Source organism: Undibacterium sp. CY21W (assembly GCF_014284265.1).
Taxonomy (GTDB): Bacteria; Pseudomonadota; Gammaproteobacteria; order Burkholderiales; family Burkholderiaceae_D; genus Undibacterium; species Undibacterium aquatile.
On record NZ_JACOGE010000006.1, the window covers coordinates 55,562 to 80,041 of the forward strand.

The following is a 24,480-nucleotide window of genomic DNA, read 5'->3' on the forward strand; positions in this document are numbered from 1 at the left end:
GATCACAGCAAAGGCGACAGTATACGCTGTTACCAGATGTTCACGCGCTTCGCGCCCTGACGCAATGGCGAACGATCGCCCTTACATTGGAATGCCTCCGCAAATTCCGGCATGTTTGCCAGTGGCGCAATGACGCGGTATTTGTCCGGTGCATGCGGATCTGTTGCCAGTTTCATGCGCAACATTTCATCACGAATCAGGCTGCGGAAACTTTGGGCATTCGCAACGAAGAAACGCTGATCCGGCGTCAGGCCGTCAATTTCTGCGGCCTGCGGTTTAACCTTCAACGATTGGCGCAAGGCTTGTAACGCGATTTTCAAGCCACCCAGATCAGCGATATTTTCACCGGCAGTCAGCTTGCCGTTAATGTGCAGTTGATCGATAGGATTAAATTCATCGAACTGACGCTCAATGGCCTTGGCGCGCAACAGGAATTTTTTCTCATCCTGCGGCGTCCACCAGCTTTTCAGATTTCCCTGTGCGTCGAACTGCCGCCCTTCATCATCAAAACCATGCGTGAGTTCATGCCCTATCGTCGCACCGGTATTACCGTAATTCGCTGCCGGGTCGGCATTCACATGGTACAGCGGCGGTTGCAGTATCCCGGCCGGGAAGACCATTTCATTCATGGTCGGGTTGTAATAGGCGTTCACCGTTTGCGGCGTCATACCCCATTCATTGCGGTCGATAGGCTTACCTAATTTTGCCAGCACACGCTTAAACTCGAATTCAGAGGCGCGCGCGATATTATCGGCATAAGAGGCTTTGTCGATCTGCAAGCCGGAATAATCGCGCCAGACATCGGGGTAACCGATTTTCACCATCACTGTATCGAGTTTTTTATACGATTGCTGCTTGGTCACATCGGACATCCACTCCAGCTTACTGATGCTGTCGCGCATCGCCGCCTTGATGTTCATCACCATTTCCTGCACACCTGCTTTTGCTTCGGGTCCGAAGAACTGAGCCACATACAACTCACCCATGGCCTCACCAGTCTGGGCATCGATGCTTGCCAGCACCCGTTTCCAGCGCGGTTGCAGCTCTTTCGTCCCGGCCAGAGTTTTGCCGTAAAAATCAAAATGCGCATTGACCAGTGCAGAGCTGAGTGCTGATGCCCGCGTGTTCAACAATTCCCAACGCAAATAGGTTTTCCACTGATCCAGTGGTACGCGATCCAGCAGGCGATCGGCTTCGGCGAAAAATTTAGGATGCGCAATATTGATCTGCCCCGGCTGTGTCAGCCCAACACCCGAAAAATACGTGGCCCACGGCGTGGATTTCGTCAGTTTCTGCAACCCAGCCAAGTCGGATAAATGATAGCTGGCCTGCGGATCACGCAACTCAACCTTGGTCAGAGAAACCTTGGCGAGACGGGTTTCCAGCGCCAGCACATCTGCTGCATTTTTTGCTGCGACCTCAGATGTATCGCCCAGAAAGCCAAACATCTGCGTCATGTAAGACAGATATTTAGCGCGAATCTCTTTCGTTTTTGCATCGGTTTTCAGATAGTAATCACGATCCGGCAAACCGAGGCCGCCCTGCATTAACTGCGGAATATAGCGGGTCGCACTTTTCGCATCCTGGTCAATGGTAAAACCGAATAAGGGATTGACACCCTGCTTATGCAATACAGCGATCATGGAAATAAGCTGCTGCTTATCATTGATAGCGTTAATTTGTGCCAATGTTGCATCCAGTGGTCGCACGCCTTCTTTTTCGATTTGCGCTTCATTCATACCGCTGGCGTAAAACGCGCCAACCAGTTGCGCTGCACGGTGTTGATCCAGCCCCGTAGCGGCCGCTTCTGCAATCTTTTTCAAGGCAATCATATTGCGCTCGGTGACCTCATCGTAAGCACTGTAGCGCGAGCGATCAGCAGGAATAGGATTATTTTTCAACCATAGCCCATTCGCATATTCAAAAAATTGTGTGCATGGATCTGCTTTCAAATCCATCGTTGATGATTCAAGCACCAATTGGTTTGAGGTGGCGGTTTGCGCCTGCAACGGCGCAGACATACAGGCAAGGCTCACCAGAGTAGCAAGGATGCTGCGTTTGAAGAATTGAGTTGTCGACATAATTTTTCGTTTTATTGAAATATAAGTGAATGTAGTGCCAGCGATTATTTCACCAACACTGGTACGGAGATGCCGGAGTACTGCCCTGGCGAGCGATAAACGCGTTGCGTCGCTTTTTGGAAATCGTCAGGATTTGCCTTAGGAATATCCATAAATTTTTGTGGATTTAAGTCAATCAACGGGAACCATGAGCTTTGTACCTGCACCATGATCCTGTGCCCACGGCGAAACGTGTGGTTGATATCCGGCATACGATAGCTCACTGTATCGACTTTACCCGGCGCAAACGGCATAGGTTTTTCAAAACCGTGACGGAACTTTCCACGCAAAGGCTCGCCACGGACTAATTGCTGATAACCAGCCATTTTTATCGACGGAGGCGGCACATCACTACCTCGATCACGCGGCGCTTGTCGCTCAGGATAATCATCAGGATAAACATCAATCAGCTTCACGACCCAGTCAGCATCGGTACCGGATGTCGAGACAAATAAACGGGGACTGACCGGCCCCGCAATCGTCACATCTTCTTCCAACACATCAGTCTGATACACCAGCACATCGGGGCGGGTAGAAGCAAAACGTTGATCTGACACCATATACTCACGCGGCACACCCGTTGCCACATACGAGATAAACGGCACAGGCTTTTTCGGGTCGCTGATATATTCGTCAAAGGTGTTGAACTCTTCCTGTGGCTCTTTCCAACTCAGCTTCCCATTCGCAGAAAAATACAAAGTACGATTTTGTGCCTGCTGTGGCGGCCAACTGGCGTATTCGCGCCAGATATTCGTTCCGGTTTCAAACACGGTCGCTTCCGCCCGTGCTTTGCCCTTCTCGCCTTTCAGATGCTGCTCAAAAAACGGAAACAGAATATTTTTACGGTAATACTCGCCGGTCTTCACATCAAAGCTGACATTGCCTAATGACTTACCTTCTGCGCCAGCCCATCCGCCATGCGCCCACGGCCCCATCACGATGCCATTAAAACTGCCTTTATTATTCGCTTTGATCGCCTGATAGGTTGTGAACGGGCCCTGCGCATCCTCGGCGTCATACCAACCGCCAACCGTGAGTACCGGCGTTTTAACGTTTTTCAGATGCGCCGCAATATTGCGCGACTTCCAGAAATCATCGTAACTGGTATGGGCAATTGTCGGCATCAGTAATTCGCGCTGTTTGTCGCTGAGTTGTGCCGTGATATTTCCCAGTGTCAGATGTTGCAGAAAATACTGATAACTATCCTGCGTTCCATAGTCAAACTGACTCCAGGTTTTAGGTAGTCGGGTCGGATTTTTTTCTGCCGTGAAATTGGAATAAAAATCAAAATTTGCCGATAACATAAAGGCGCCACCATGATAAGAATCATCGCCCATATATAAATCTGTTACTGGCGCCTGCGGTGATGCCGCCTTGATTGCCGGATGCGAATCGATGACGCTGGCAGAGGTATAAAAACCGGGATATGAAATACCCCAGATGCCAAGCTTACCGTTATTACCACGTACGTTCTTTAACAGCCATTCCACGGTGTCATACATATCCTGGCTTTCATTGCCTTCGCCGGGAGCACGGTCAGATTTCGCATGGGGCGTCATCTCCTGCCACTTTCCCTCGGACATGTAGCGCCCACGCACATCCTGATTCACGAAAATATAGCCGCTGTTTTCAAACTCCTTTGATGGACCGACAGAACGCGGGTAAAAATCCACACCATAATGCGACTCTTCACCGTCATGCACACCGCTACCGTAAGGCGTTCTGACCATCAGAAACGGATACGCTTTAGATGTATCTTTGGGAACATAGACCACGGTAAACAGGTGCACACCATCACGCATAGGAATCTGGTATTCATATTTGGTGTACAGCTCACGCACCGAGGGCTTGCTGTCAGCTTTTTCCGTTGCATCTGCTGCAGCCTGCGCAGAACTAAGCGGATTAAACGCCAGCAGCGACGCGCATAACAATGCAGAAAGTTTTAAACGAGTCATCACAGATCCTTTTTCTTATCGGTTTTTCACGGAACATCATTTCTTTTGACTGCCATTTACACGCATATTCTGTTATTTCTAATTTAAAAAGCACGCTTCATCGTGCAACATAAGGAAACAATAGATTTTCAGAATACTGCTAATATGCAGTATATGAACATGACAGATCATAGTTATCTGTTACTGAGTGTTTTTTTTGCATTAAGTTTCGGAATTTTACTGAAACAGCCATTTATATGCTGAAGGTTGACATCATGAAGGTATTTAAGCTGCTTTGCGTAACCGGATTTGCTCTTTGTTTTTCCGCCAATGTGCTGGCGCAATCGCACTCCAGCCCGGTCAGCTCTGTTCGCCACGGCTACTACGCCGGACGCCCATTCCCCGGATACACTTATCATAGTCCCCGCCCTTATTACGGCAACCATGGCTATTACCGGGGGCATTACTCTTATTTTCCGGAGGTTCTTCTGGGCTCAGTAGTCGTGGGTGCCATGCTCAGTGCGCCATCTGTCGTGTATAGCAACCAGACGTACACAACGTATGCGCCCTACCCATCATACGCAACGACATATAGCACCTACTCCAGTCCAGCGTATATCAGCGAACCGGTGACCAGTTATACCTATTCCGATCCCATCCCGGTAACAAGCAATAACGGCGACTGGCTGTACTGTAATCAGCCAGACGGCTTTTATCCTGCAATTAAAGATTGTCCGGGCGGCTGGAGAAAAGTCCCCGCGCAAGGATGCTAACTTTATTAGCCATGTTCAATTCCAAGGTAGCGACATCGGTCACGATATAAAGACGATATAAAAAAAAGGACGCCAACCCGGCGTCCTTTTTACATAGCAAACAAGCGCTGACTTACTATTTATTTTTCAAAATTTTCCTGATTGCTGCTGCCAACTCTTCTGCGACAAACTTGGCGACATAGGCATCTGCTCCAACGCTCTTAATGTGCTCTTCGTTCGTGGAACCGGAGAGAGATGAGTGGATAATCACGGGCAAATTCTTATAACGGTCATCCTGCTTGATCTTACGTGTCAGGGTAAAACCATCCATTTCAGGCATTTCCAGATCGGTGAGTATCATCGCCACTTTGTCGCTGGCAGGTTTTCCATCCGCAAGCGAGGCTGCCGTCATTGATTGCAATTTATCCCAGGCCTCTTTACCCGTTTTAGTCATGATAAACGGCGCACCTATCGCATTCAGCGCCTGTTCGATCAAGCTGCGAGCTACGCCAGAATCATCCGCCGCCAGAATGACGGCGCCTTCTTTCATCAGCAACTTATCGCCAATCGTATCCGGGTCAACATCTTTCGTGTCGGATGGCGTAATCTCACGCAGGATCTGCTCCACATCGAGCACCTGAGCCAGACGGGTATTCTCAACATCACCGTCAAGACGTGCAATGCTTGTTACCATGCCACCTACAGCACTGTTTTCTGCTGACAGTACCTGACTCCAGTCAAGCCGCACGATTTCCTCAACAGATTCCACTGCGAATCCCTGAGTGGTGCGCGCATATTCAGTGACCAGCATAATATTCAGGCCAGTTTTCGGCGTACATCCGACAACCGCAGGCAAATCAATCACTGGAATTATTTGCCCGCGCAAGTTCACCACACCCAGCATATGGGGAAGAGAGCCAGCAACAGCAGTAATCGCAGGCATCGCAACGATTTCGCGCACTTTAAACACGTTGATACCAAACAATTCAGAACGATCGCCATTTGTATCGCCACCCAATCTGAACAGCAGCAATTCAAATTTATTCGAACCGGTGAGATTGGTACGCTCATCCACTTCCTGCTGTACTGTACTCATAGATATTTCCTTCTAAATTAAAGAGAACTGGTTCGATGGTATGTTACCAATTTCAACGGATAAGCCAAACAAATTTATCTTTCAAGACGGGGAATTCACATCTTTTTGCAGTTCCTGAACAAAAATAAGACGATAAAAGCGCAAGTCCCCCGCATCTGCTTTATTTGATAATCCGATAACAAGGAGTGTACGCTTTCCCCGGCAATTTCATACGATTTTGTGCAACAAATGAGCTTAATAAAGCATCCATGGATTCCATGATGGCGGGGTCACCACAGATTTCAAAATTCCCATATTGTTCTATCGCCCTGATTCCCTGATTCTTCACATTACCGGCAACCACCCCAGAAAATGCACGGCGCAGGTTGGCGGCCAGTATGTGCTGCGGCTGATTTTTATGAATTGCCAGATTGCGCATATTTTCATGACTGGGTTCAAATGGTCGCTGAAACTCTTCATCGATCTTCAACATCCAGTTGAAATAATAAGCATCGCCCTTTTGCTTTCTGAATTCTCGTACCTGCTTTATAGCTAGCTCAACTGCACTGGCAACAGCAACGGGATCATTGACGATAATCTGATAAAGCTTTTGCGCCTGCGAACCCAAAGTGCTGGCGATAAACTGATCAATCTGATGAAAGTAATCAGCCGCACCATCAGGGCCTGTAAAAATCAGAGGGAACGGAATTCCTTCATTCTCAGGATGCAGCAAAATACCGAGCAAGTAGAGAATCTCTTCAGCCGTGCCAGCGCCACCTGGAAAGACGATAACCGCATGCCCGATACGAACAAAAGCTTCGAGCCGCTTTTCGATATCGGGCAAAATCACCAGATCATTAACGATAGGATTCGGCGCCTCGGCGGCGATAATTCCCGGCTCGGTCAAACCTATGTAGCGGCTATGCGCAATACGTTGCTTCGCATGACCTATCGTCGCTCCCTTCATCGGTCCCTTCATCGCACCTGGGCCGCAACCGGTGCAAATATCCAGGTTACGCAAGCCAAGCTGATAACCGACTTGCTTGGTGTAGTCATACTCATGACCAGAAATAGAGTGACCGCCCCAGCACACCACCAGATTCGGGTTCACCTGAGGGCGTAACAAATTCGCGTTACGCAAAATATGGAACACCGCGTCAGTGATTCCCTCGCTGGAATTCAGATTGAATTTATTTCTGTCTGCAATTCCAGTCGTGGTGCTGTTCTCCATTTCTGCATTCATGAACAAAATATCGCGCAATACGGCAAACAGATGCTCTTGAATTCCTTTGATCATGACGCCGTTGACAAAAGCCAGAGCAGGTGCGCCTTTGATATCCAGTTTAATTCCACGCTCACGCTGAACAATGCTGATATCAAAATTCTTATAACGTTCCAGCAATTCCTTGCCATCATCCAGACCGCTGCCGCAATTCAATACCGCTAACGCACAACTACGAAACACCTGATACAAACCACCATGGCTGTTATCAAGCAACTTACTGACTTCCGCCTTAGACAATACTTCCATGCGACCTTCCGGTGCAATCTGACTATCAATCACTTCATATTCCATCACTGCTTTTCTCCGCATCAATCAAATTAATCCCGCACATCAAACTCTCGACACAATGTTATTTCAGTACTAGCCTTCATACGTTCCCCATTATGCCTCGCAGTAAACCATTTATATCTTGCACATGATTTTAATCATTGAATTTCGACCAGCAACAACTTTACGGAGCTCGCGGAATTTATTTTCATTGCGCACTTGTATATGGGCCACTTGCCATGTATCATTCGCCCTCTTCAGACGCGGGGTGGAGCAGTCTGGCAGCTCGTCGGGCTCATAACCCGAAGGTCGTAGGTTCAAATCCTGCCCCCGCAACCAATCAGCCTATCTCAGACCTGTCGAACCGACAGTTACTCGATTCAATCGAAAAATCCCTGTCCAATCTTAGTCTGAGATATTCGGTACGCAACAGCATTGTTCTGGTGTATCACTTGTTTTTATAAATATCCTATTAAAAAATCAGGGCAGTCATTCGTTTATCAATGCGGCATTCCTTGGTACAGCTGATTATTTTTAAAAAAACTGACGCTACTGATTCAGACGAAGTCCGATGAAAGATTATAAAGATAACGCGACAATGGAATTACCCGGATTTGGTGAGCCTGCGTTTGAGGCTCCGGAGGTCAGAAAGGGAAATACCAAATCCCGACAAGGAAAGAACATCCGGCAGGAACAACTTGATTTGCTTGCGGCGCTGGGCCCGACAGATATCAGTGGACTGCCGGCTTGGGTAAATGATGAAAATACCGACCTGACGGGTCTTCCTATCTGGCGCTGAAGACACTCAACGAACCAATGCCTTGATCAACGGCCATTGGCGTCTTGAGATAGGCAGGCGTTCAACAGAACCAGCGACGATCACCTGCCAATTTTCACTTACCTTCTCGTTTTCGCCATCCATATCGACAATGTGAGTCGCTCGCTCGACACCTGCAATCGCCGCTTTCGCAACCAACGCATTTCTGTGGATGCGTACAAATTTATCTTTTAACTCTGCTTCTAATGAAGTCAGGGATTCCTCCAGCAAAAATTCCTTTTGCGACGTATATAAAGTCACGTATTTCTGCTCCGCCTTCAAAAATAAAACATCACGAACCGGAACCAGCAAAATACGTCCACGCTCAGGAACAGAAAAATTCTCGCGGCAAACATGCGCAGGTACCTGCTCAATGGTCGCGTTCACAGACATTGCCATCGGAAGGCGATTCGCTACCCGGGTAACTGCATCAGCCAGACGATTCGCCCTCACCGGTTTAAGGAGATAATCTACTGCTTGCACACCAAAAGCAGGGAATGCAAACTCATCATAGGCCGTGATAAAAATAATTGCCGGCACTCCGGAAACGACTGCGTGATCGCGCAAATACTGGGCCATTTCCATTCCACTCATTTCCGGCATCTGCACGTCCAGCAAAATAATATCCGGCCGCAATTCTGCAATCTTTTCGAGACCCGACTTTGCATCGGATGCTTCACCGACAAGCTGATGCGGGCATTCGGCCTGTATATCAGACAATAAAGTCGTCAACCGCTCCCTAGCAGGAGCTTCGTCATCAACAATAAAAATGGTTGGAATACTCATCTTTGAGCCGGGAAATGTAATATCACTTCAAAACTATCATCTGATTTTCTGATACTTAATTGCGCCTCAACGTCATACAATAATTTTAAGCGCTGCCGGATATTATCGAGCGCCATTTGATTTCCGGAAGATAATCTGGCGTCCCGATGTACAGAATTCCGCACACGGATTTCGATTTTATCCAATCCTTTCTGAATGTCGATGAAAATCGTTGCCGCTCCGGACGATGGCTCGACACCGTAGTGAACCGCATTTTCCAGTATCGGTTGCAGTAACAGCACAGGAATTTGTATCTGGCGCATATCTTCGTCCGTCAACTGCTCTGTGTTCCAGGCTAACTGCAGACGCTCCCCAAGTCGCAAAGACTCAATTGCCAGATATTGTCTGCAAAGATGCAACTCGTCATGCAAACTTGTCATGGTTCGGGTATCGCGCATCAGTACCCGAAACAAATCAGATAAGTCCTCTATCACCGATTCAGCCCGACGCGGGTCTTTCCGTATCAACGACAACGCGGTATTCAAACTGTTAAACAAAAAATGCGGTCGTATCCGCGCCTGTAACGCCTGCAAGCGCGCCTCACCTAATGCAGGCGAAAAAGCACGGGTACGCAGCTCAAAATACTGTTGCAGGCAAAATCCTGAAACAGCAGTGAAGATAAGAATGAAACCCGTGTTCAGGCGTGGAAAAGCAAGCAAAAACCATTCAAACTGACCGAAGAAGGCGAGCAGAAAAATACTGACAGCAGCGGGAATCAATACGCAGGCCAGCCGCTGTAGCCAGACTGGGGAGGCATGTGAATAGGCATAGCGGCGACAAGCACATAACAGGAAAAGCGAAAGCAGACAAATCGCTTCTATCAGCATCGACGCTTCAATGAAATTCTCCAAAACCAGCGCCCAACCATCGCCACGCGAGGCCAATCCCAGCAAAACAACTACACTGACACTCACCAGCACACGGAAAATCACGCCGATATTGCAGCAATCGGGAATCACAGGTTCATTCTTTGGGACAGATAAAACAGTCGTCATCGTGGTTTTGCTCGGGGAAAAGTGGTGCGGTGTTTTATAATCGGAGAATATTTATCGCTAACCGCAGCCAAAACGGCAATCAATCCATTATGACATCACAATTCAATAAAAAAAGCGAGGCATGGTCTGCCCGTTTCTCCGAGCCAGTTTCCGATCTCGTCAAGCGCTACACCGCTTCGGTATTTTTTGATAATCGCATGGCGGCGGTGGACATTCAGGGTTCTCTCGCGCATGCGGAGATGCTGAGTGCACAAAATATTATCAGCGCTCAGGATTACGCTGATATTCAACGCGGCATGGCACAAATTCAGTCAGAAATTGAATCGGGCAAATTTGAATGGTTACTGGATCTAGAAGACGTGCATCTGAACATAGAAAAACGCCTGACCGAGCTGGTCGGTGACGCAGGGAAACGACTGCATACCGGACGCTCACGTAACGACCAGGTTGCCACCGACATCCGCCTTTACATGCGCTCTGCGATTGATAATATCGTCGCCCTGCTGCGTGCGCTGCGTAGCGCGTTGATCGATCTGGCAGAAAAAAATGCAGCGACGATTTTGCCGGGTTTTACGCACATGCAAGTCGCACAACCGATCACGTTCGGGCACCACATTCTCGCTTACGTAGAAATGTTCGGACGTGATACCGAGCGTATGCTGGATTGCCGCAAGCGCGTCAATCGTCTGCCATTGGGCGCCGCAGCACTGGCAGGCACCACCTTCCCGATCGACCGTGAACGTGTTGCTAAAACACTGGGCTTTGATGAAGTCTGCTACAACTCCCTGGATGCAGTTTCTGACCGCGACTTCGCGATTGAGTTCTGCGCCGCTGCCGCGCTGGTGATGACACATATCTCACGCATGTCTGAAGAACTGGTGATCTGGATGAGCCCGCGGGTCGGCTTTATCGATATTGCCGACCGTTTCTGCACCGGCTCATCAATCATGCCGCAAAAGAAAAATCCAGACGTGCCAGAACTTGCCCGTGGCAAGACAGGCCGCGTCAATGGTCATTTGATTGCGTTGCTGACGCTGATGAAGGGTCAGCCGCTGGCTTATAACAAAGATAATCAGGAAGACAAAGAGCCGCTTTTTGATACGGTCGATACCCTGATCGACACACTGCGCATTTTTGCCGATATGGCGACTGGCATCAGCGTCAAACCTGAAGCCATGCGTGCCGCTGCTTTGCAAGGCTATGCAACTGCAACCGATCTCGCCGATTATCTGGTGAAAAAAGGTTTGCCGTTCCGTGATGCGCATGAAGCTGTTGCACACGCCGTCAAAACTTGCGTGGAAAAAGGCTGCGACCTCAGCGAAATGTCGCTTGAAGAATTACGCGGCTACTCTGCATTGATTGAACAGGATATTTTCCAGGTGCTGACACTGGAAGGTTCTGTTGCTGCACGCGATCACATCGGCGGCACTGCACCAAATCAGGTGCGGGCAGCAATTGCACGTGCACGCCAGTCGCTCGCATAAACTCTCGTATTAACAACAAGCATCAGGCGCAGCCCAAGTCCATATTAGGGCTGCACCTTCCCACCTCAAGACCCACTCCCACCCCAGCTCTGCCGATGCTATAAGTAATTCTACTTAAGCAGCGGATATTGCACCGCAACACCATGTTATATTGCCCTTCTGCTTGGCAGCCAATACAATATTTGGCGAAAATAAATATTTATCTAATAAAAATTCTACGGCGATTATTCTGGGCCGCCAGTTAATAGAGACGCATGCTATTTCACGCTATCGGTGACCAGTAAATCCTTTTCATCACATTCTTTCAGGAACCCTTTATGTCACACCAACTAAAACTGATGGTTGCAAGTGCCTTGCTCGGATGGACTGTCATCGGCAATGCCGCCGATATCAAAGTCGGCATTGCCGAAGCACTGACTGGCCCGGCGGCGAAATACGGCGTAGCAATTAAAAACGGGTTCACTCTGGCAGCCGATGGCATCAACGCAAAAGGTGGCGTCAACGGAAACAAAATCGCTCTGGTTGTGGAAGACGAACAAGGTAAGAAAGAAGAAGCGATCAATGTTTTCAAAAAACTGATCTTCCAGGAAAAAGTTTTACTGGTTTTCGGCCCTACTTTATCCAATTCTGCATTTGCTGCCGATCCTATCGCCAATGCAACTAAAACCGTGGTTTTTGGCACCAGCAATACTGCTGATGGTATTACCAATATGGGCCCTTTCACTTTCCGTAACTCTGTGATGGAGGCCGACGTCTTGCCAGTCACCACTCGTGCGGCAGTAAAAAAATTCAATATCAAAAAAGTTGCGGTGTTGTATGGCAATGACGATGCCTTTACGAAGAGCGGCTACGACGTTTTCAAGTCAGCACTCGCAGATCAGAAAATCAGTGTCACCGATACCGAAACCTATGCGAAGGGCGACGTTGATTTCAAGGCGCAACTGACCAAAATCAAAGCGTCGAATCCTGATGCGATTGTTTGCTCCTGCCTGGCAGAAGAGGCCGCCAATATTATTCTGCAAACCCGCTCACTGGGCATGAAACAGCCGTTTATCGGTGGTAATGGATTCAACTCACCTAAGCTGTTTGAAATCGCCAAAGACGCCGCTGACGACACTTTGATGGGCAGCCCATGGTCGATAGAAAATACTTCTGCAACAAACAAAAAATTCATCGCCGATTACAAAGCAAAATTCGGCAATGAACCTGATCAGTTTGCGGCACAGGCTTTTGACGCACTCAATATCGTTGCCGAAGCATTGAAAACAGTAAAACTGACCGGCAGCATCGATAAAGACCGTATCGCCTTGCGCAATGCCCTGCCTGCGATTAAATTTGAAGGTGCTACCGGCAAATTTGCTTTCCGCCGCGCTGCTGCAAAAGATGGAAAAGAAGCAGGTTACGATGCACAGCAAGAAGCCATTGTGAATATTGCTAAGGGCGGTAAATTTATACTGCTGAAATGATATTCTTCTTTAAAACACAGCGGTTCCGCTACCGATAGCGCGAACCGCTGATGTATTTCTAAGGAATGAATTTTTATTCTGTGTGAGTTTTCTTTTTTTCAGCAGATTTTTTCCTGCTTAGCATCTGTGTTTTTTGATCTGAACTTTCTCTCATTTCCTTAAAACGCTTTTCTGACAAAACTGATACGCAACTCAACAGCGGCAAGAGTTGCAACGGTTTTTCGCCTGGATCATCATGTTTGAACAACAACTTATCAATGCCCTTTCACTCGGTAGCGTGTATGCATTGTTCGCCCTCGGTTTTACTCTCGTCTTTGGCGTGCTGGGCGTCATCAATCTCGCTCATGGCGCAATATTCATGCTGGGCAGCTATGTAGCCTTATTGCTGGTCAATCAATTTCAGATGTCCTTGTGGCTGGCCATGCTGATCGCGATGCTGACCTGCGGTGTGATTGGCGTGATTGTCGATTTCCTTGTACTTCGACCTTTGCGTAAACGAAATGCCCCGCATCTGGCACCGATGATCGCCACCATCGGCGTCGCCATCATGATTACGAATGTGGCACAGGGTTTCTTTGGCGCAGAAAACAAACGCTTCCCGTTTGGCACGATACCGGAAGAAAGTTTTACTGTAGGTAATCTGCACCTGACCGCCGTGCAATTGGCCATCGTCCTGATTTCATTTGCGCTGATGGTCGTGCTGCTGATCATTATGCGTCGCACACAACTGGGCAGAGCCTTGCGGGCCATCGCAGAATCACCTAAAGCTGCGTATCTGCTCGGCATTAATGTTGAGGGTCTGTTCCTGTTCACCTCTTTTGCTGCGGCAGCACTCGGCGGCGCAGCAGGTGTGCTGGTCGGTCTGTCTTTCAACGCGATTTCACCATTCATGGGACAACCCATGCTGCACAAAGGTATTGCAGTGATTATTCTGGGCGGTATGGGCGATATCCGTGGTGCACTCATCGGTGGTTTATTTCTTGGTTTTGCCGAAGTCATGAGCGTTGCGTATTTATCCAGTGACTTCCGTGATGCCGTGGCATTTGGTTTATTGTTTGTGATCTTGTTGGTTCGTCCTTCCGGCATGTTTGGCAAGATTTTAGAAAGAAAGGCATAAGATCATGCTCGAATGGTGGGATGGTTTCTGGGCTATTTACAGCACTGTTATTTTTGGTATTGGCATCAACGCGATGCTGGCACTGTCAATTTATCTGACCCTGTCGTGCGGCTTGCTGTCGCTTGCCAACGCAGCGTTCATGGGCATAGGCGCGTATGCCGCGTCGATGATCAGCATGCAGACCGAGCTTGCGTTCCCGGTCGCCTTGCTTGCAGCGGCTGTGGTTCCCGCACTCGTTGCCCTCGTGATCGGGATTCCGACCCTGCGTCTGTCGGGTGTTTATCTGGCAATGGCGACACTTGGTTTCGGTGAAGTCGTCCGCGTCATCGTCCTGAATATGGAAATCACCGGTGGCCCTATGGGTCTGAACGGCATTCCACTTAAAACAGAGTGGTGGCACATCGTTGTTATTTTAGGCATCACCTTATTTGTGCTGGCGAGATTGCGTCGCTCGAAAACCGGACGTGCATTTGAAGCGATTAAGGAAGATGAAATCGCGGCGCGCTTAATGGGTGTCAACGTTGCGGGCTACAAACTGCTGGCGTTTGTGCTCGGCGCAGTGATCGCCGGTGTCGCAGGCGGTCTGAACGCCCATTACACCTTCACGATAGGCCCGGGAAATTATGCGTTTGAAAATGCCGTCGAGATTCTCACCATGGCTGTCTTTGGTGGCACCAGCAATCTGATTGGCCCGGTGCTTGGCAGCACCATCCTGACATTGCTGCCTGAAGTGATGCGTTCGCTGAAGGACTACCGACTCGCCGCGAATGGCCTGATTCTGATCATCGTGATTCTGTACCTGCCTAAAGGCATCTGGGATCCGGCTAAAATCCGCGCGCTGCGCCGCAAATTCACATCCAGCAAGTCTGAAGAGGTTGCTTAAATGTTGCAGTTACAAGCTATCAGTAAAAATTTCGGCGGCTTGCAGGTCTTGCAGGACGTCAGCTTCACCATGCCTGAAGGCAGTATTTTCGGGTTGATAGGTCCTAATGGTGCAGGCAAAACCACCATCGTGAATCTGATCACAGGTCTGTTGCGCCCATCTAGCGGAGAGATACGTTTTAACGATCAGGATCTGAGCGTGGTGGAACCCCACAAAATTACGCAGCTCGGCATCGCCCGCACGTTTCAGAATATCCGCATTTTCAAGGAAATGAGTTTGCTGGAAAACGTCGTCGTTGGCATGCATGAGCACCTCAATTACAGCATCGGCAGCATGTTGTTTAATCTTGCCTCGTTTAAAAATGCAGAAGCGAAAGCGCGTGAACGTGCGCATGAATTGCTGACCTGGGTAAGACTCGATCACAAAGCACACATGCTGGCCGACAATTTATCGTATGGCGAACAACGCAAGCTGGAATTCGCGCGAGCACTCGCGACGCAGCCTAAACTATTGCTGCTCGACGAGCCGGTCGCCGGCATGAATCCCGCAGAAAAAACAGAGCTGATGGCAGAAATTAAAAATATCCGCCAACGTGGATTCTCGATTTTTATGATTGAACACGACATGCGCTTTGTAATGGAACTCTGTGATCGCGTCGCGGTACTCAATTTCGGCAAAATCATCGCAGAAGGAACACCGGATGAGGTGCGAGCCAATCCTGACGTCATCGAAGCCTATCTCGGTAAGGAGGATGCGGCATGAGCGCTATATTAAGCATCCAGAACCTCAGCGTATCGTATGGCCACATCCGCGCCGTCAAAGACATACAACTGGAACTCAACGCCGGCGAAATCACTGCCCTCGTCGGTGCCAATGGCGCGGGCAAGAGTACCTCATTACTGGCGGTATCCGGCCTGATCAAAGCGAATGCAGGAAAAATCCTGTTTGAGGGCGAAGATCTGACCACACTCTCGCCGCATCAGATCGTGCAAAAAGGTGTGGTACAAGTGGCCGAAGGACGCGCCATTCTGACCACATTAACAGTGCAGGAAAATCTTGATCTCGGCGCTTACACCCGCAAAGATAAAGCGCAGATCAACAAGGATCTGGACTACGTATTTCATCTGTTTCCGGTGCTGAAAAACCGCGCTTCCGGACTCGCAGGTAACTTATCTGGTGGCGAACAACAAATGCTCGCAATTGGCCGCGCCCTCATGGCTAAACCCAAAGTGCTGCTGCTGGACGAGCCGTCGATGGGGCTCGCACCGCTAATGGTGCAGGAAATTTTCCGCGTACTGAAAGAGATCAACCAGACCGGACTGACGATTTTGCTGGTAGAACAAAACGTCAGGCAAGCACTGAAAATCGCCCAACGCGGTTACGTTCTTGAAAATGGCGAAATTGTGTTGCAAGACAGCGGTCAGAATCTGCTGAACAACCCTAGAGTAATCGAAGCTTACTTAGGCGCTTAACTTTCGCTGGCAACATCCGGGCTGCACAGAAAATATTCTCAGCATAAAAAAACGACCATCTGTGATGGTCGTTTTTATTTGCGCAGTCAGTGAACTGATCAGTTGCCCGCTATCGTCATGCTCTCTATCAGTATCGAGCCAGTCTGCTTGGTGCCGCGTACCAGCGTATCCGCACCAACCGCGACGATTTGCGTGAACATGTCGCGCATATTGCCTGCGATGGTGATTTCTTCGACCGGATATTGAATCACACCGTTTTCCACCCAGTAACCAGATGCGCCGCGTGAATAATCCCCCGTCACGTAATTCACACCCTGCCCCATCAGCTCGGTCACCAGCAAGCCAGTGCCCATTTTTTTGAGCATGGCGGCAAAATGATCGCTCTTTTTTGTATTGGATGACAGCAAACTCAGATTATGCGAGCCACCCGCATTGCCGGTTGTTTGCATCCCCAGCTTACGCGCCGAATAGGTCGACAGAAAATAACCCTGCAACACGCCATTGCTGACCACATCACGGCGCTGGGTGCGGACACCTTCATCATCAAATGGCGACGAACCAACCGCGCCCGGCACATGCGGATCTTCGAGCACCTGAATATGTTCAGGGAAAATCTGCGTCCCCAGTGAATCGAGTAAAAATGAGGATTTACGATACAAAGCACCGCCGGAAACCGCCTGCACAAACGATCCCAGCAAGCCTGCTGCCAATGGCGCTTCAAACAGAACCGGGCATTTACGGGTAGTCAGTTTGCGCGCATTCAAACGCGCCAGAGCGCGTTCAGCGGCATAACTGCCGATGGCTTCAGGCTGGGCGAGTTTTTTCGGATTGCGTTGCGATGAATACCAGTCGTCACGCTGCATCTTAGCGCCCTTACCTGCAATCGGTGCCACAGCGATCGTATGACGCGACAGCGGGTAACCACCAATAAAGCCACGCGAGTTCGCAGAAACGAAATGCGATTGCTGCACATGGACGCTGGCACCTTCACTATTCGTAATCCGTTTATCGACGGCAAACGCCGCCGCTTCGGTGCGCTTGGCAATATCGATCGCCTCTTCTGCGCTGATATGCCACGGATAGCACAGCTTCAGATCAAGCGGCGCCATTTCAAACAGTTCCGCATCGGCCAAACCAGCGCAATCGTCTTCTGCCGTAAACCGGGCAATGTTGTAAGCCGCATCAACCGTATCTTTCAGTGCCTGACGGGAAAAATCCGAAGTGCTGGCATTGCCGCGTTTCTGTCCGATATAAACAGTAATACCAATACCTTTATCGCGGTTCTGCTCTATCGTTTCCACCTTGCCTTTGCGCACGCTGATCGATAAACCTTCACCTTCGCTGATTTCGACGGCCGCGTCGGAAGCGCCTTTTTCTTTAGCAAAAAGCAACATATCCTGCGCAATTTGTTTCAGTTGATCTTGGGAATGGGTAAAAACTGGCTTGCTCATAGATGAGGTTTCTTTGGAGACGGAACTAAAACGGTTATCATATCAGCCGTTTCATTAAGTTTATAGTAAAGGCGCAGAATTATGCCAAATCCAAACCGGGGCTCATGTGGCTACCAATCGAGCGAATTTGAAGAGGAATACGAACGCCCTTCAAAATCTCAGCTCAAACGCGAAATGACCGCGTTGCAAAAACTGGGACAAGAACTGGTCGAACAGGCGCGTGACCGCGTCAAACGCGTTCCTATGCCGGAAGATGTGCGCGACGCGATTCTCGAATGTCAGCAAATCACGAACCATGAAGGTCGTCGCCGTCAGATGCAATTTGTCGGCAAAAAAATGCGCACACTGGATGAAGCTGAAATCGCGCTGATCCAGAAAACCATCGACAGCTGGAAAGGCTCATCGAAAGCGGAAACTGCGGCGATGCATGCACTCGAACGCCGTCGTGACAAACTGCTGACGGATGACAATGCGCTGACAGAGTTACTGTCTGAACATCCGCATCTCGATGTGCAGCAATTGCGCACCCTGATCCGCAACGCGCGTAAGGAACAGGCAGAAAACAAACCGCCAAAAGCCTACCGCGAGATTTTCCAGATTCTGAAACAATTGCAGAAAGCGCCTGCGGGCGGTGACGCATTGGATGAAGAGGATGCAGAAGATCAAGAGGATGAGGACAATGAGTAATACGGATACAGCCGACCGCGCATTGCGCATAGGCCTGGTCTCCATCTCTGACCGCGCATCAGCCGGTGTCTATCAGGATCAGGGTTTGCCCGCGTTGCAGGAATGGTTCAGCACTGCCATGGCGAGCAATTGGGTGATGGAAACCCGCCTGATTCCAGATGAACGTCAGGCGATAGAACAAGCGCTGACTGAACTGGTGGACGTGGCACGCTGCAATCTGGTGATTACTACTGGCGGCACCGGCCCTGCGCGGCGCGATGTGACGCCGGAAGCCACGCTGGCGGTCGCCACCAAAGAGATGCCGGGATTCGGCGAGCAGATGCGTCAGATCAGCCTGCAATTTGTGCCAACCGCGATCTTGTCGCGGCAAGTGGCTGTGATACGTGAAACCGCTGATCACGCCGCATTGATTCTGAATTTGCCGGGGCAACCGAAGTCGATTAAAGAAACGCTGGAAGGCTTGAAAGATGCGGATGGCAAACAAATTGTCTCTGGTATTTTTGCAGCGATTCCTTATTGCATCGACCTGATCGGCGGGCCTTACATAGAAACGCACGAATCCGTGTGCAAAGTCTTCCGCCCTAAATCGGCGTTACGACAAAAATCCTGATTGTCTCTGTTAAATCGGGTCGCCAGCAATGTACGCAGACAGATGAACAAAGCAGATTTTCCGCCATCAGCAAGACGATTATGGATTACTGCTTTGCTCGGCACCTCAACGCTGTGCTTGCTCGATAAGACCTTTGCTGCAACTGTGAACGCAGTGAATGCAATCACTCCAGGTGCAGGCAAGAAACAACAGAAATCATCCGACATCCGCAATTCCCCTTCAACCAAGAAAAATACTCCGTCAGCCATGAGCAATTACCTCGACACCGTAGAAATTGAAAGCGCCACCAATCCCAGCGTCGCCATTATCTGGATGCATGGTCTGGGCGCAGATGCCAATGATTTCGTTCCTATCGTTCAGGAACTCAATCTGAGCGGCTTACCCGGCATACGCTTCGTGTTCCCGAACGCGCCAACGATGCCGGTGACGATCAACAATGGCTACGTGATGCGCGCCTGGTATGACATTCTGGGCACCGACATCGCCCGCCGCGAAGATGAAAAAGGCTTACGCGCATCGCAAGTGGAAATTGAAAAACTGATCGCGCGCGAAGTCGCACGCGGCATTCCGGCTAATAAAATTTTCCTCGCGGGCTTCTCGCAAGGTTGCGCGATGACCTTGCAAACCGGCTTACGCTATCCGCAAAAACTGGCAGGCTTGCTGTGTTTATCCGGCTATGTGCCATTGCGTGATGTGGTTGCTGCCGAACGCAGTGCGGCGAATCAGGAGACACCGGTGTTTCTGGTGCATGGTCGCGCCGATCCTGTGATTCACATTCAACGCGCAGAGCAATCGCGCGATTTGCTGAAAGAGCTGGGCTATCAGGTTGAATGGCATGAATACATGATGCCGCATTCGGTCTGCGCCGAAGAAATCCGCGATATCGGGCTGTGGTTGCGCAAGGTGTTGGCAGCGTAAATTTGCGTTTGTTGCCCGTTGCAAGAGGCAAAAACGCCTTAAATATACTCCCCCCAGTATTTTAAAACGTCCTTATTTTCTGCCGAGAATAAGGCGTTTTTTGCATATACTCCCCGTTTTTCGTCATTTCTTTATAAAATCAAAGCGCAAAACTGAGGCTTGCCTGAGTTCAGCAGCAATGGCGATCAGCGCATCAGAACGACCGCACCATGCCCACATTCACTGATTGCGATGTATAGTACGCGCACATCCTGAGCAGCAAAAAAGTATGACGAAAGGAAAAGCGTCGACCCTCTTTTTTTACATATCGATATACGCAAAAAATGTAAGGAAGCACGCTTGATAAAGATCAATCACGCGGCATCACCTGACTCGTAGTATCCATACACCCAACTTCTGAGAGACCATCATGGCACTTTATTTGAACAACGCAGATTCCATCGGACGCACACCATTGATTCGCCTCAACCGCATCACCGCCGGTGCAGGCGCAACGGTGCTGGTGAAAGTCGAAGGCCGCAATCCCGCCTACTCCGTCAAATGCCGTATCGGCGCGGCGATGATCGCTGACGCCGAAGAACGCGGATTGCTTGGCGCTGGCAAAGAACTGATAGAATCCACCAGCGGCAACACCGGTATCGCGCTCGCTTTCGTCGCAGCAGCCAAAGGCATACCGCTGACATTGACGATGCCGGAAACCATGAGCATAGAACGCCGGAAATTACTCGCTGCCTTCGGCGCGAAGCTGGTACTGACCGAAGGGCCTAAAGGCATGAATGGCGCGATCGCCAAAGCCGAAGAAATCCGCGCCAGCGACCCGGATCGTTATGTCTTGTTGCAGCAGTTTAAAAATCCGGCGAATCCGGCAGTACATGAACGCACGACAGGCCCGGAAATCTGGGAAGACACCAAGGGCAACATCGATATTTTTGTCGCTGGCGTCGGCACCGGCGGCACCATTACCGGCGTTTCCCGTTACCTGAAAAAGACGCAAGGCAAAGCACTGCACACCGTTGCGGTAGAGCCGACTTCCAGCCCGATACTGACGCAGCAACGCGCAGGCCTGCCTTTGCAACCAGGTCCACATAAAATTCAAGGCATAGGCGCTGGCTTTGTGCCTGATGTACTGGATTTATCGTTGATCGATCAGATTGAACAAGTCAGCAACGAAGACGCGGTGCTGTTCGCGCAGCGACTCGCCAAAGAAGAAGGCATACTGGCCGGTATCTCCTGTGGTGCAGCGGTCGCCGCCGCAAGCCGACTCGCGTTTTTGCCTGAAAATGCAGGCAAAACCATCGTCGCGATTTTGCCGGATTCAGGCGAGCGTTATTTAAGCTCCGTCCTGTTTGAAGGTTATTTTGATGCTGCGGGTGTGGCTGTATAAGAAAGTCGTCGCATCAATGTAAAAACGGCTTGCGGAAAAACAGAGTTGTCTCTGCTTTTATCCGCAAGCCGTTTTTTTATGTAAACAATTAAAAAAAATAGATCAGCCAAAATCCTTCAGCATTTCCAGATCGATCTGCACCGAGGCGTCGCCTGCCGACATCCAGATTTGCCCGTCCTGTATCGTGCATTGCAATTGCATGGATCGTTGTGCGAGTTTTTCCAGCGCCTGACTTTGTGCTGACGGCACATTCATCACCTTCAGATTTTTTGCGCGATCGAGGCGGCTGTTCATCTGCTTCCACCAGATATCGCTGGCACTGGCAAAGCTGTAGACGATCACCTTCTCTGAGCGGCCGCAGGCCTTCAGCAAACGGCGGTCATCGGGTTGACCGACTTCCACCCACAGTTGTATCGCGTCGGTATAGTCTTTTTCCCACAGATCCGGCTCTTCCGTATCGGAAATGCCTTTGCCGAATTCCAGACGCTCAGCGGCGTGAATGGCAAACGCCAGCACGCGTATCATCATGCGTTCATCGGTTTCCGATGGATGGCGGGCAATCGTCAGACTATGGTCGGCGTAATAGCCACGATCCATATCAGAGATATTCAGATCGGCTTTGTAGATAATCGATTTCAAGGCCATTATTTGAACACCACTGTTTTGTGACCATTCAGCAAAATGCGGTGTTCAACAAACCATTTCACGGCACGTGCCAGCACCACGCATTCAACATCACGACCGATGGCTGTCAGTGTTTCCGGTTCCATCGCATGATCAACGCGCTCAACATCCTGCTCAATGATAGGGCCTTCATCCAGATCGCCAGTGACAAAGTGCGCAGTCGCACCGATCAGTTTCACGCCGCGTTCATGCGCCTGATAATAGGGTTTCGCGCCTTTAAAGCTGGGCAAGAAAGAGTGATGGATGTTGATCGCTTTACCTTTGAGTGCATCACACATCTGCGGCGATAAAATCTGCATATAGCGCGCCAGCACCACCAGATCAGCGTGATTAGCGGCGACGATTTCCAATACTTTTTCTTCCTGCGCACGCTTGGCCTCAGCGGAAGCACCTGCCGCTAACGGTAAGTGGTGGAAAGGAATATTGTAGCTGGCCGCAAGCTGATAAAAATCGGTGTGATTGGAAACGATGGCTTTAATTTCCACCGGCAATAAACCACTCTTGTAGCGGAACAGCAAATCATTCAGGCAATGACCGATTTTTGAAACCATCAGTATCACGGCAGGTTTGTGGTGCGCGTCATTGAGCTTCCAGCTCATTTGCATGCCGTGAGCGAGTTCCGCAAATTCTTCGCGTAATGCTGTCTCTTTGACGCCCGCATCTTCAACAGCGAAATGCACACGCATAAAAAACGTGGCGGATTGTTCATCGCCAAACTGCGCAGAATCGATGATATTGCAGCCATGATTGGCTAAAAATCCTGAAACGCTGTGTACGATACCGCGTTGATCAGGACAAGAAAGGGTGAGAATATATTCTGGTCGTATGGTCATCATGTTATTTTTTCGCCCGAATACACATGACATTCGGGGGTGAGGCAAATTTAATTTGGAATAACCCGCAATTTTAAAGCAAAACAAAGCTAAAAACCGTAACTGACTATTGTCGCACGTTCATCGCAGGTACGTCGCGCATCGGTGCCAGATTAGCGAGAATCCGCCCTGAATTTCACAGCGTTTTAAAATAGCGGCAACAAAAAGCACGTACGTTCTATTTCGTGTATATTAAGGCTGGCGCAAAAACAGCGATAGCCACCATCCGTAAGACGTAAGACATCACCAAAAACACAGGAGACACTATGAGCAGCTTCAGCAATCAACAATACCGCCTCGCCGCCCGTCCGGTCGGCACACCGAAACACAGCGACTGGAAATTCACCACCGAACAAGTCAGAGAGATCAACGATGGTGAAATCGTCGTCCAAACGATCTACATTTCGCTGGACCCTGCGATGCGCGGCTGGATGAATGAAGGCAAATCCTATATCCGCCCGGTCGCGATTGATGAAGTCATGCGCGCTGGCGGTGTCGGCAAGGTGGTGGCATCGAAATCGCCTTTATTTGCGGTCGGCGATTATGTTTCCGGCGGCACCGGCGTGCAGCAATACTGGGTTGGCGCGGCGAACGATAAAACAGCAGCCTTCTACAAAATTAATCCAGCACTCGCACCTTTACCGAAATATCTGAACGCGCTCGGCATGCCTGGCATGACTGCGTATTTTGGCTTGCTCGATGTCGGTCAGCCGAAAGCGGGCGAAACCGTCGTCGTTTCTGGTGCGGCGGGTGCGGTCGGTCAAACGGTCGGTCAGCTTGCCAAACAAAAAGGCTGCCGCGTCGTTGGCATCGCTGGCGGTAAAGACAAATGCGATTTCGTGGTGAATGAGCTCGGCTTTGATGCCTGCATCGATTACAAAACCGGCTCGGTACGTGATGGACTGAAAGAACATTGCCCGAATGGCGTAGACGTGTATTTTGATAACGTTGGTGGCGACATTCTCGATACCGTGCTGACCCGCATCAATATGAAAGCGCGCATCATCATCTGCGGTGCGATCTCTCAATACAACAACACGACACCGGTTAAGGGGCCAGCGAATTATTTATCGCTGCTGGTCAATCGTGCGCGCATGGAAGGTATCGTCGTTTTTGATTACGCAGCACGTTATGGCGAAGCGGTCGCAGAAATGAGCAAGTGGATGGCAGAAGGCAAATTCCACACCCGCGAAGATATCGTCAAAGGCATAGAAACTTTCCCTGACACGCTGATGATGCTGTTCGATGGAAAAAATTTCGGCAAGCTGATACTGCAAGTCGCAGACGAGTAATTTTTCATCTGAACTGACACAAAAAAACGGCCTGAGAAAAACACAGGCCGTTTTTTTATTCTGCTTACCGACGATGAAATGAAGACGCCA

The 24,480-nt window shown here is 49.8% G+C and carries 22 protein-coding genes and 1 tRNA gene; 14 read left to right on the plus strand and 9 right to left on the minus strand.

Annotated features, from left to right (window positions below; genetic code table 11):
* Nucleotides 1-29: 29 nt before the first annotated feature.
* Both H8K29_RS14240 and H8K29_RS14245 read right to left on the minus strand, forming a co-directional pair.
* Complete coding sequence (locus tag H8K29_RS14240; protein ID WP_186898118.1) at nucleotides 30-2,081, minus strand: M13 family metallopeptidase; 2,052 nt, start codon at nucleotides 2,079-2,081, stop codon at nucleotides 30-32.
* 44 nt (nucleotides 2,082-2,125) lie between these two features.
* On the minus strand, nucleotides 2,126-4,075 hold the full coding sequence (locus tag H8K29_RS14245; RefSeq protein WP_186898119.1) for a CocE/NonD family hydrolase: 1,950 nt from the start codon (nucleotides 4,073-4,075) through the stop codon (nucleotides 2,126-2,128).
* A gap of 254 nt (nucleotides 4,076-4,329) precedes the next feature.
* On the opposite strand from H8K29_RS14245, the gene H8K29_RS14250 reads away from it, so the two are divergent.
* Nucleotides 4,330-4,827, plus strand: coding sequence for a hypothetical protein (locus tag H8K29_RS14250; protein WP_186898120.1), 498 nt, complete (start codon nucleotides 4,330-4,332; stop codon nucleotides 4,825-4,827).
* A gap of 115 nt (nucleotides 4,828-4,942) precedes the next feature.
* Here the strand turns inward: H8K29_RS14250 and H8K29_RS14255 are convergent, their stop codons facing one another.
* Nucleotides 4,943-5,902: a chemotaxis protein gene (locus H8K29_RS14255; RefSeq protein ID WP_186885827.1), complete on the minus strand. Its 960-nt coding sequence runs from the start codon at nucleotides 5,900-5,902 to the stop codon at nucleotides 4,943-4,945.
* Between the two features lie 160 nt (nucleotides 5,903-6,062).
* A complete protein-coding gene (gene ppnN / locus H8K29_RS14260) occupies nucleotides 6,063-7,457 on the minus strand; it encodes a nucleotide 5'-monophosphate nucleosidase PpnN (RefSeq protein WP_222611499.1) in 1,395 nt (464 codons plus the stop codon).
* A 238-nt stretch (nucleotides 7,458-7,695) separates the two neighbouring features.
* On the opposite strand from ppnN, the gene H8K29_RS14265 reads away from it, so the two are divergent.
* Both H8K29_RS14265 and H8K29_RS14270 read left to right on the plus strand, forming a co-directional pair.
* Nucleotides 7,696-7,772 (plus strand) — tRNA-Met (locus H8K29_RS14265).
* A gap of 232 nt (nucleotides 7,773-8,004) precedes the next feature.
* Nucleotides 8,005-8,232: a hypothetical protein gene (locus tag H8K29_RS14270; RefSeq protein ID WP_186885826.1), complete on the plus strand. Its 228-nt coding sequence runs from the start codon at nucleotides 8,005-8,007 to the stop codon at nucleotides 8,230-8,232.
* Nucleotides 8,233-8,238: 6 nt separating this feature from the next.
* On the opposite strand, the gene H8K29_RS14275 is transcribed toward H8K29_RS14270, so the two are convergent.
* Nucleotides 8,239-9,036, minus strand: a complete 798-nt coding sequence (locus H8K29_RS14275) for a LytTR family DNA-binding domain-containing protein (protein WP_186898121.1) — start codon at nucleotides 9,034-9,036, stop codon at nucleotides 8,239-8,241.
* A complete protein-coding gene (locus tag H8K29_RS14280) occupies nucleotides 9,033-10,070 on the minus strand; it encodes a sensor histidine kinase (RefSeq protein WP_222611495.1) in 1,038 nt (345 codons plus the stop codon). The genes H8K29_RS14275 and H8K29_RS14280 overlap by 4 nt, the downstream gene beginning before the upstream one ends.
* An 89-nt stretch (nucleotides 10,071-10,159) precedes the next feature.
* Here H8K29_RS14280 and argH point away from each other — a divergent pair, with 89 nt between their 5' ends.
* From argH to H8K29_RS14310, 6 genes are all read left to right on the plus strand, one after another.
* Complete coding sequence (gene argH / locus H8K29_RS14285) at nucleotides 10,160-11,554, plus strand: argininosuccinate lyase (protein ID WP_186898122.1); 1,395 nt, start codon at nucleotides 10,160-10,162, stop codon at nucleotides 11,552-11,554.
* 338 nt (nucleotides 11,555-11,892) lie between these two features.
* Nucleotides 11,893-13,020, plus strand: coding sequence for an ABC transporter substrate-binding protein (locus H8K29_RS14290; RefSeq protein ID WP_255423403.1), 1,128 nt, complete (start codon nucleotides 11,893-11,895; stop codon nucleotides 13,018-13,020).
* A gap of 235 nt (nucleotides 13,021-13,255) precedes the next feature.
* Entirely contained in the window at nucleotides 13,256-14,137 is an 882-nt protein-coding gene (locus tag H8K29_RS14295; RefSeq protein ID WP_186885821.1) for a branched-chain amino acid ABC transporter permease, read from the plus strand.
* Nucleotides 14,138-14,141: 4 nt separating this feature from the next.
* Nucleotides 14,142-15,020, plus strand: coding sequence for a branched-chain amino acid ABC transporter permease (locus H8K29_RS14300; protein WP_186898124.1), 879 nt, complete (start codon nucleotides 14,142-14,144; stop codon nucleotides 15,018-15,020).
* Nucleotides 15,021-15,782: an ABC transporter ATP-binding protein gene (locus tag H8K29_RS14305; protein ID WP_186898125.1), complete on the plus strand. Its 762-nt coding sequence runs from the start codon at nucleotides 15,021-15,023 to the stop codon at nucleotides 15,780-15,782.
* Nucleotides 15,779-16,492: an ABC transporter ATP-binding protein gene (locus H8K29_RS14310; RefSeq protein WP_186898126.1), complete on the plus strand. Its 714-nt coding sequence runs from the start codon at nucleotides 15,779-15,781 to the stop codon at nucleotides 16,490-16,492. The genes H8K29_RS14305 and H8K29_RS14310 overlap by 4 nt, the downstream gene beginning before the upstream one ends.
* Nucleotides 16,493-16,590: 98 nt before the next feature.
* On the opposite strand, the gene pmbA is transcribed toward H8K29_RS14310, so the two are convergent.
* Complete coding sequence (pmbA, locus tag H8K29_RS14315) at nucleotides 16,591-17,943, minus strand: metalloprotease PmbA (RefSeq protein ID WP_186898127.1); 1,353 nt, start codon at nucleotides 17,941-17,943, stop codon at nucleotides 16,591-16,593.
* Nucleotides 17,944-18,024: 81 nt separating this feature from the next.
* On the opposite strand from pmbA, the gene yjgA reads away from it, so the two are divergent.
* From yjgA to cysK, 4 genes are all read left to right on the plus strand, one after another.
* Entirely contained in the window at nucleotides 18,025-18,630 is a 606-nt protein-coding gene (yjgA, locus tag H8K29_RS14320) for a ribosome biogenesis factor YjgA (protein ID WP_186898128.1), read from the plus strand.
* Nucleotides 18,614-19,240 (plus strand): molybdopterin adenylyltransferase, encoded by a 627-nt coding sequence (mog, locus tag H8K29_RS14325; protein WP_186898129.1) that lies wholly within the window; start codon nucleotides 18,614-18,616, stop codon nucleotides 19,238-19,240. The genes yjgA and mog overlap by 17 nt, the downstream gene beginning before the upstream one ends.
* Before the next feature lie 246 nt (nucleotides 19,241-19,486).
* Complete coding sequence (locus H8K29_RS14330; RefSeq protein WP_186898280.1) at nucleotides 19,487-20,158, plus strand: alpha/beta hydrolase; 672 nt, start codon at nucleotides 19,487-19,489, stop codon at nucleotides 20,156-20,158.
* A gap of 409 nt (nucleotides 20,159-20,567) precedes the next feature.
* Nucleotides 20,568-21,542 (plus strand): cysteine synthase A, encoded by a 975-nt coding sequence (gene cysK, locus H8K29_RS14335; protein ID WP_186898130.1) that lies wholly within the window; start codon nucleotides 20,568-20,570, stop codon nucleotides 21,540-21,542.
* A gap of 102 nt (nucleotides 21,543-21,644) precedes the next feature.
* Here cysK and H8K29_RS14340 read toward each other — a convergent pair whose 3' ends face one another.
* Entirely contained in the window at nucleotides 21,645-22,187 is a 543-nt protein-coding gene (locus H8K29_RS14340) for a YaeQ family protein (RefSeq protein ID WP_186885812.1), read from the minus strand.
* A complete protein-coding gene (purU, locus tag H8K29_RS14345) occupies nucleotides 22,187-23,062 on the minus strand; it encodes a formyltetrahydrofolate deformylase (RefSeq protein ID WP_370527200.1) in 876 nt (291 codons plus the stop codon). Before purU ends, H8K29_RS14340 begins: the two co-directional genes overlap by 1 nt.
* Nucleotides 23,063-23,364: 302 nt before the next feature.
* Between purU and H8K29_RS14350 the strand changes: the two genes are divergently transcribed.
* A complete protein-coding gene (locus H8K29_RS14350) occupies nucleotides 23,365-24,390 on the plus strand; it encodes an NADP-dependent oxidoreductase (RefSeq protein WP_186898131.1) in 1,026 nt (341 codons plus the stop codon).
* Nucleotides 24,391-24,480: the final 90 nt, after the last annotated feature.

What these genes read in the sequence shown, in the direction of transcription:
- H8K29_RS14240 (WP_186898118.1), bottom strand. Translation starts at nt 2,081, where the DNA reads ATGTCGACAACTCAATTCTTCAAACGCAGCATCCTTGCTACTCTGGTG.
- H8K29_RS14245 (WP_186898119.1), bottom strand. Translation starts at nt 4,075, where the DNA reads ATGACTCGTTTAAAACTTTCTGCATTGTTATGCGCGTCGCTGCTGGCG.
- H8K29_RS14250 (WP_186898120.1), top strand. Translation starts at nt 4,330, where the DNA reads ATGAAGGTATTTAAGCTGCTTTGCGTAACCGGATTTGCTCTTTGTTTT.
- H8K29_RS14255 (WP_186885827.1), bottom strand. Translation starts at nt 5,902, where the DNA reads ATGAGTACAGTACAGCAGGAAGTGGATGAGCGTACCAATCTCACCGGT.
- ppnN (WP_222611499.1), bottom strand. Translation starts at nt 7,457, where the DNA reads ATGGAATATGAAGTGATTGATAGTCAGATTGCACCGGAAGGTCGCATG.
- H8K29_RS14270 (WP_186885826.1), top strand. Translation starts at nt 8,005, where the DNA reads ATGAAAGATTATAAAGATAACGCGACAATGGAATTACCCGGATTTGGT.
- H8K29_RS14275 (WP_186898121.1), bottom strand. Translation starts at nt 9,036, where the DNA reads ATGAGTATTCCAACCATTTTTATTGTTGATGACGAAGCTCCTGCTAGG.
- H8K29_RS14280 (WP_222611495.1), bottom strand. Translation starts at nt 10,070, where the DNA reads ATGACGACTGTTTTATCTGTCCCAAAGAATGAACCTGTGATTCCCGAT.
- argH (WP_186898122.1), top strand. Translation starts at nt 10,160, where the DNA reads ATGACATCACAATTCAATAAAAAAAGCGAGGCATGGTCTGCCCGTTTC.
- H8K29_RS14290 (WP_255423403.1), top strand. Translation starts at nt 11,893, where the DNA reads ATGGTTGCAAGTGCCTTGCTCGGATGGACTGTCATCGGCAATGCCGCC.
- H8K29_RS14295 (WP_186885821.1), top strand. Translation starts at nt 13,256, where the DNA reads ATGTTTGAACAACAACTTATCAATGCCCTTTCACTCGGTAGCGTGTAT.
- H8K29_RS14300 (WP_186898124.1), top strand. Translation starts at nt 14,142, where the DNA reads ATGCTCGAATGGTGGGATGGTTTCTGGGCTATTTACAGCACTGTTATT.
- H8K29_RS14305 (WP_186898125.1), top strand. Translation starts at nt 15,021, where the DNA reads ATGTTGCAGTTACAAGCTATCAGTAAAAATTTCGGCGGCTTGCAGGTC.
- H8K29_RS14310 (WP_186898126.1), top strand. Translation starts at nt 15,779, where the DNA reads ATGAGCGCTATATTAAGCATCCAGAACCTCAGCGTATCGTATGGCCAC.
- pmbA (WP_186898127.1), bottom strand. Translation starts at nt 17,943, where the DNA reads ATGAGCAAGCCAGTTTTTACCCATTCCCAAGATCAACTGAAACAAATT.
- yjgA (WP_186898128.1), top strand. Translation starts at nt 18,025, where the DNA reads ATGCCAAATCCAAACCGGGGCTCATGTGGCTACCAATCGAGCGAATTT.
- mog (WP_186898129.1), top strand. Translation starts at nt 18,614, where the DNA reads ATGAGGACAATGAGTAATACGGATACAGCCGACCGCGCATTGCGCATA.
- H8K29_RS14330 (WP_186898280.1), top strand. Translation starts at nt 19,487, where the DNA reads ATGAGCAATTACCTCGACACCGTAGAAATTGAAAGCGCCACCAATCCC.
- cysK (WP_186898130.1), top strand. Translation starts at nt 20,568, where the DNA reads ATGGCACTTTATTTGAACAACGCAGATTCCATCGGACGCACACCATTG.
- H8K29_RS14340 (WP_186885812.1), bottom strand. Translation starts at nt 22,187, where the DNA reads ATGGCCTTGAAATCGATTATCTACAAAGCCGATCTGAATATCTCTGAT.
- purU (WP_370527200.1), bottom strand. Translation starts at nt 23,062, where the DNA reads ATGATGACCATACGACCAGAATATATTCTCACCCTTTCTTGTCCTGAT.
- H8K29_RS14350 (WP_186898131.1), top strand. Translation starts at nt 23,365, where the DNA reads ATGAGCAGCTTCAGCAATCAACAATACCGCCTCGCCGCCCGTCCGGTC.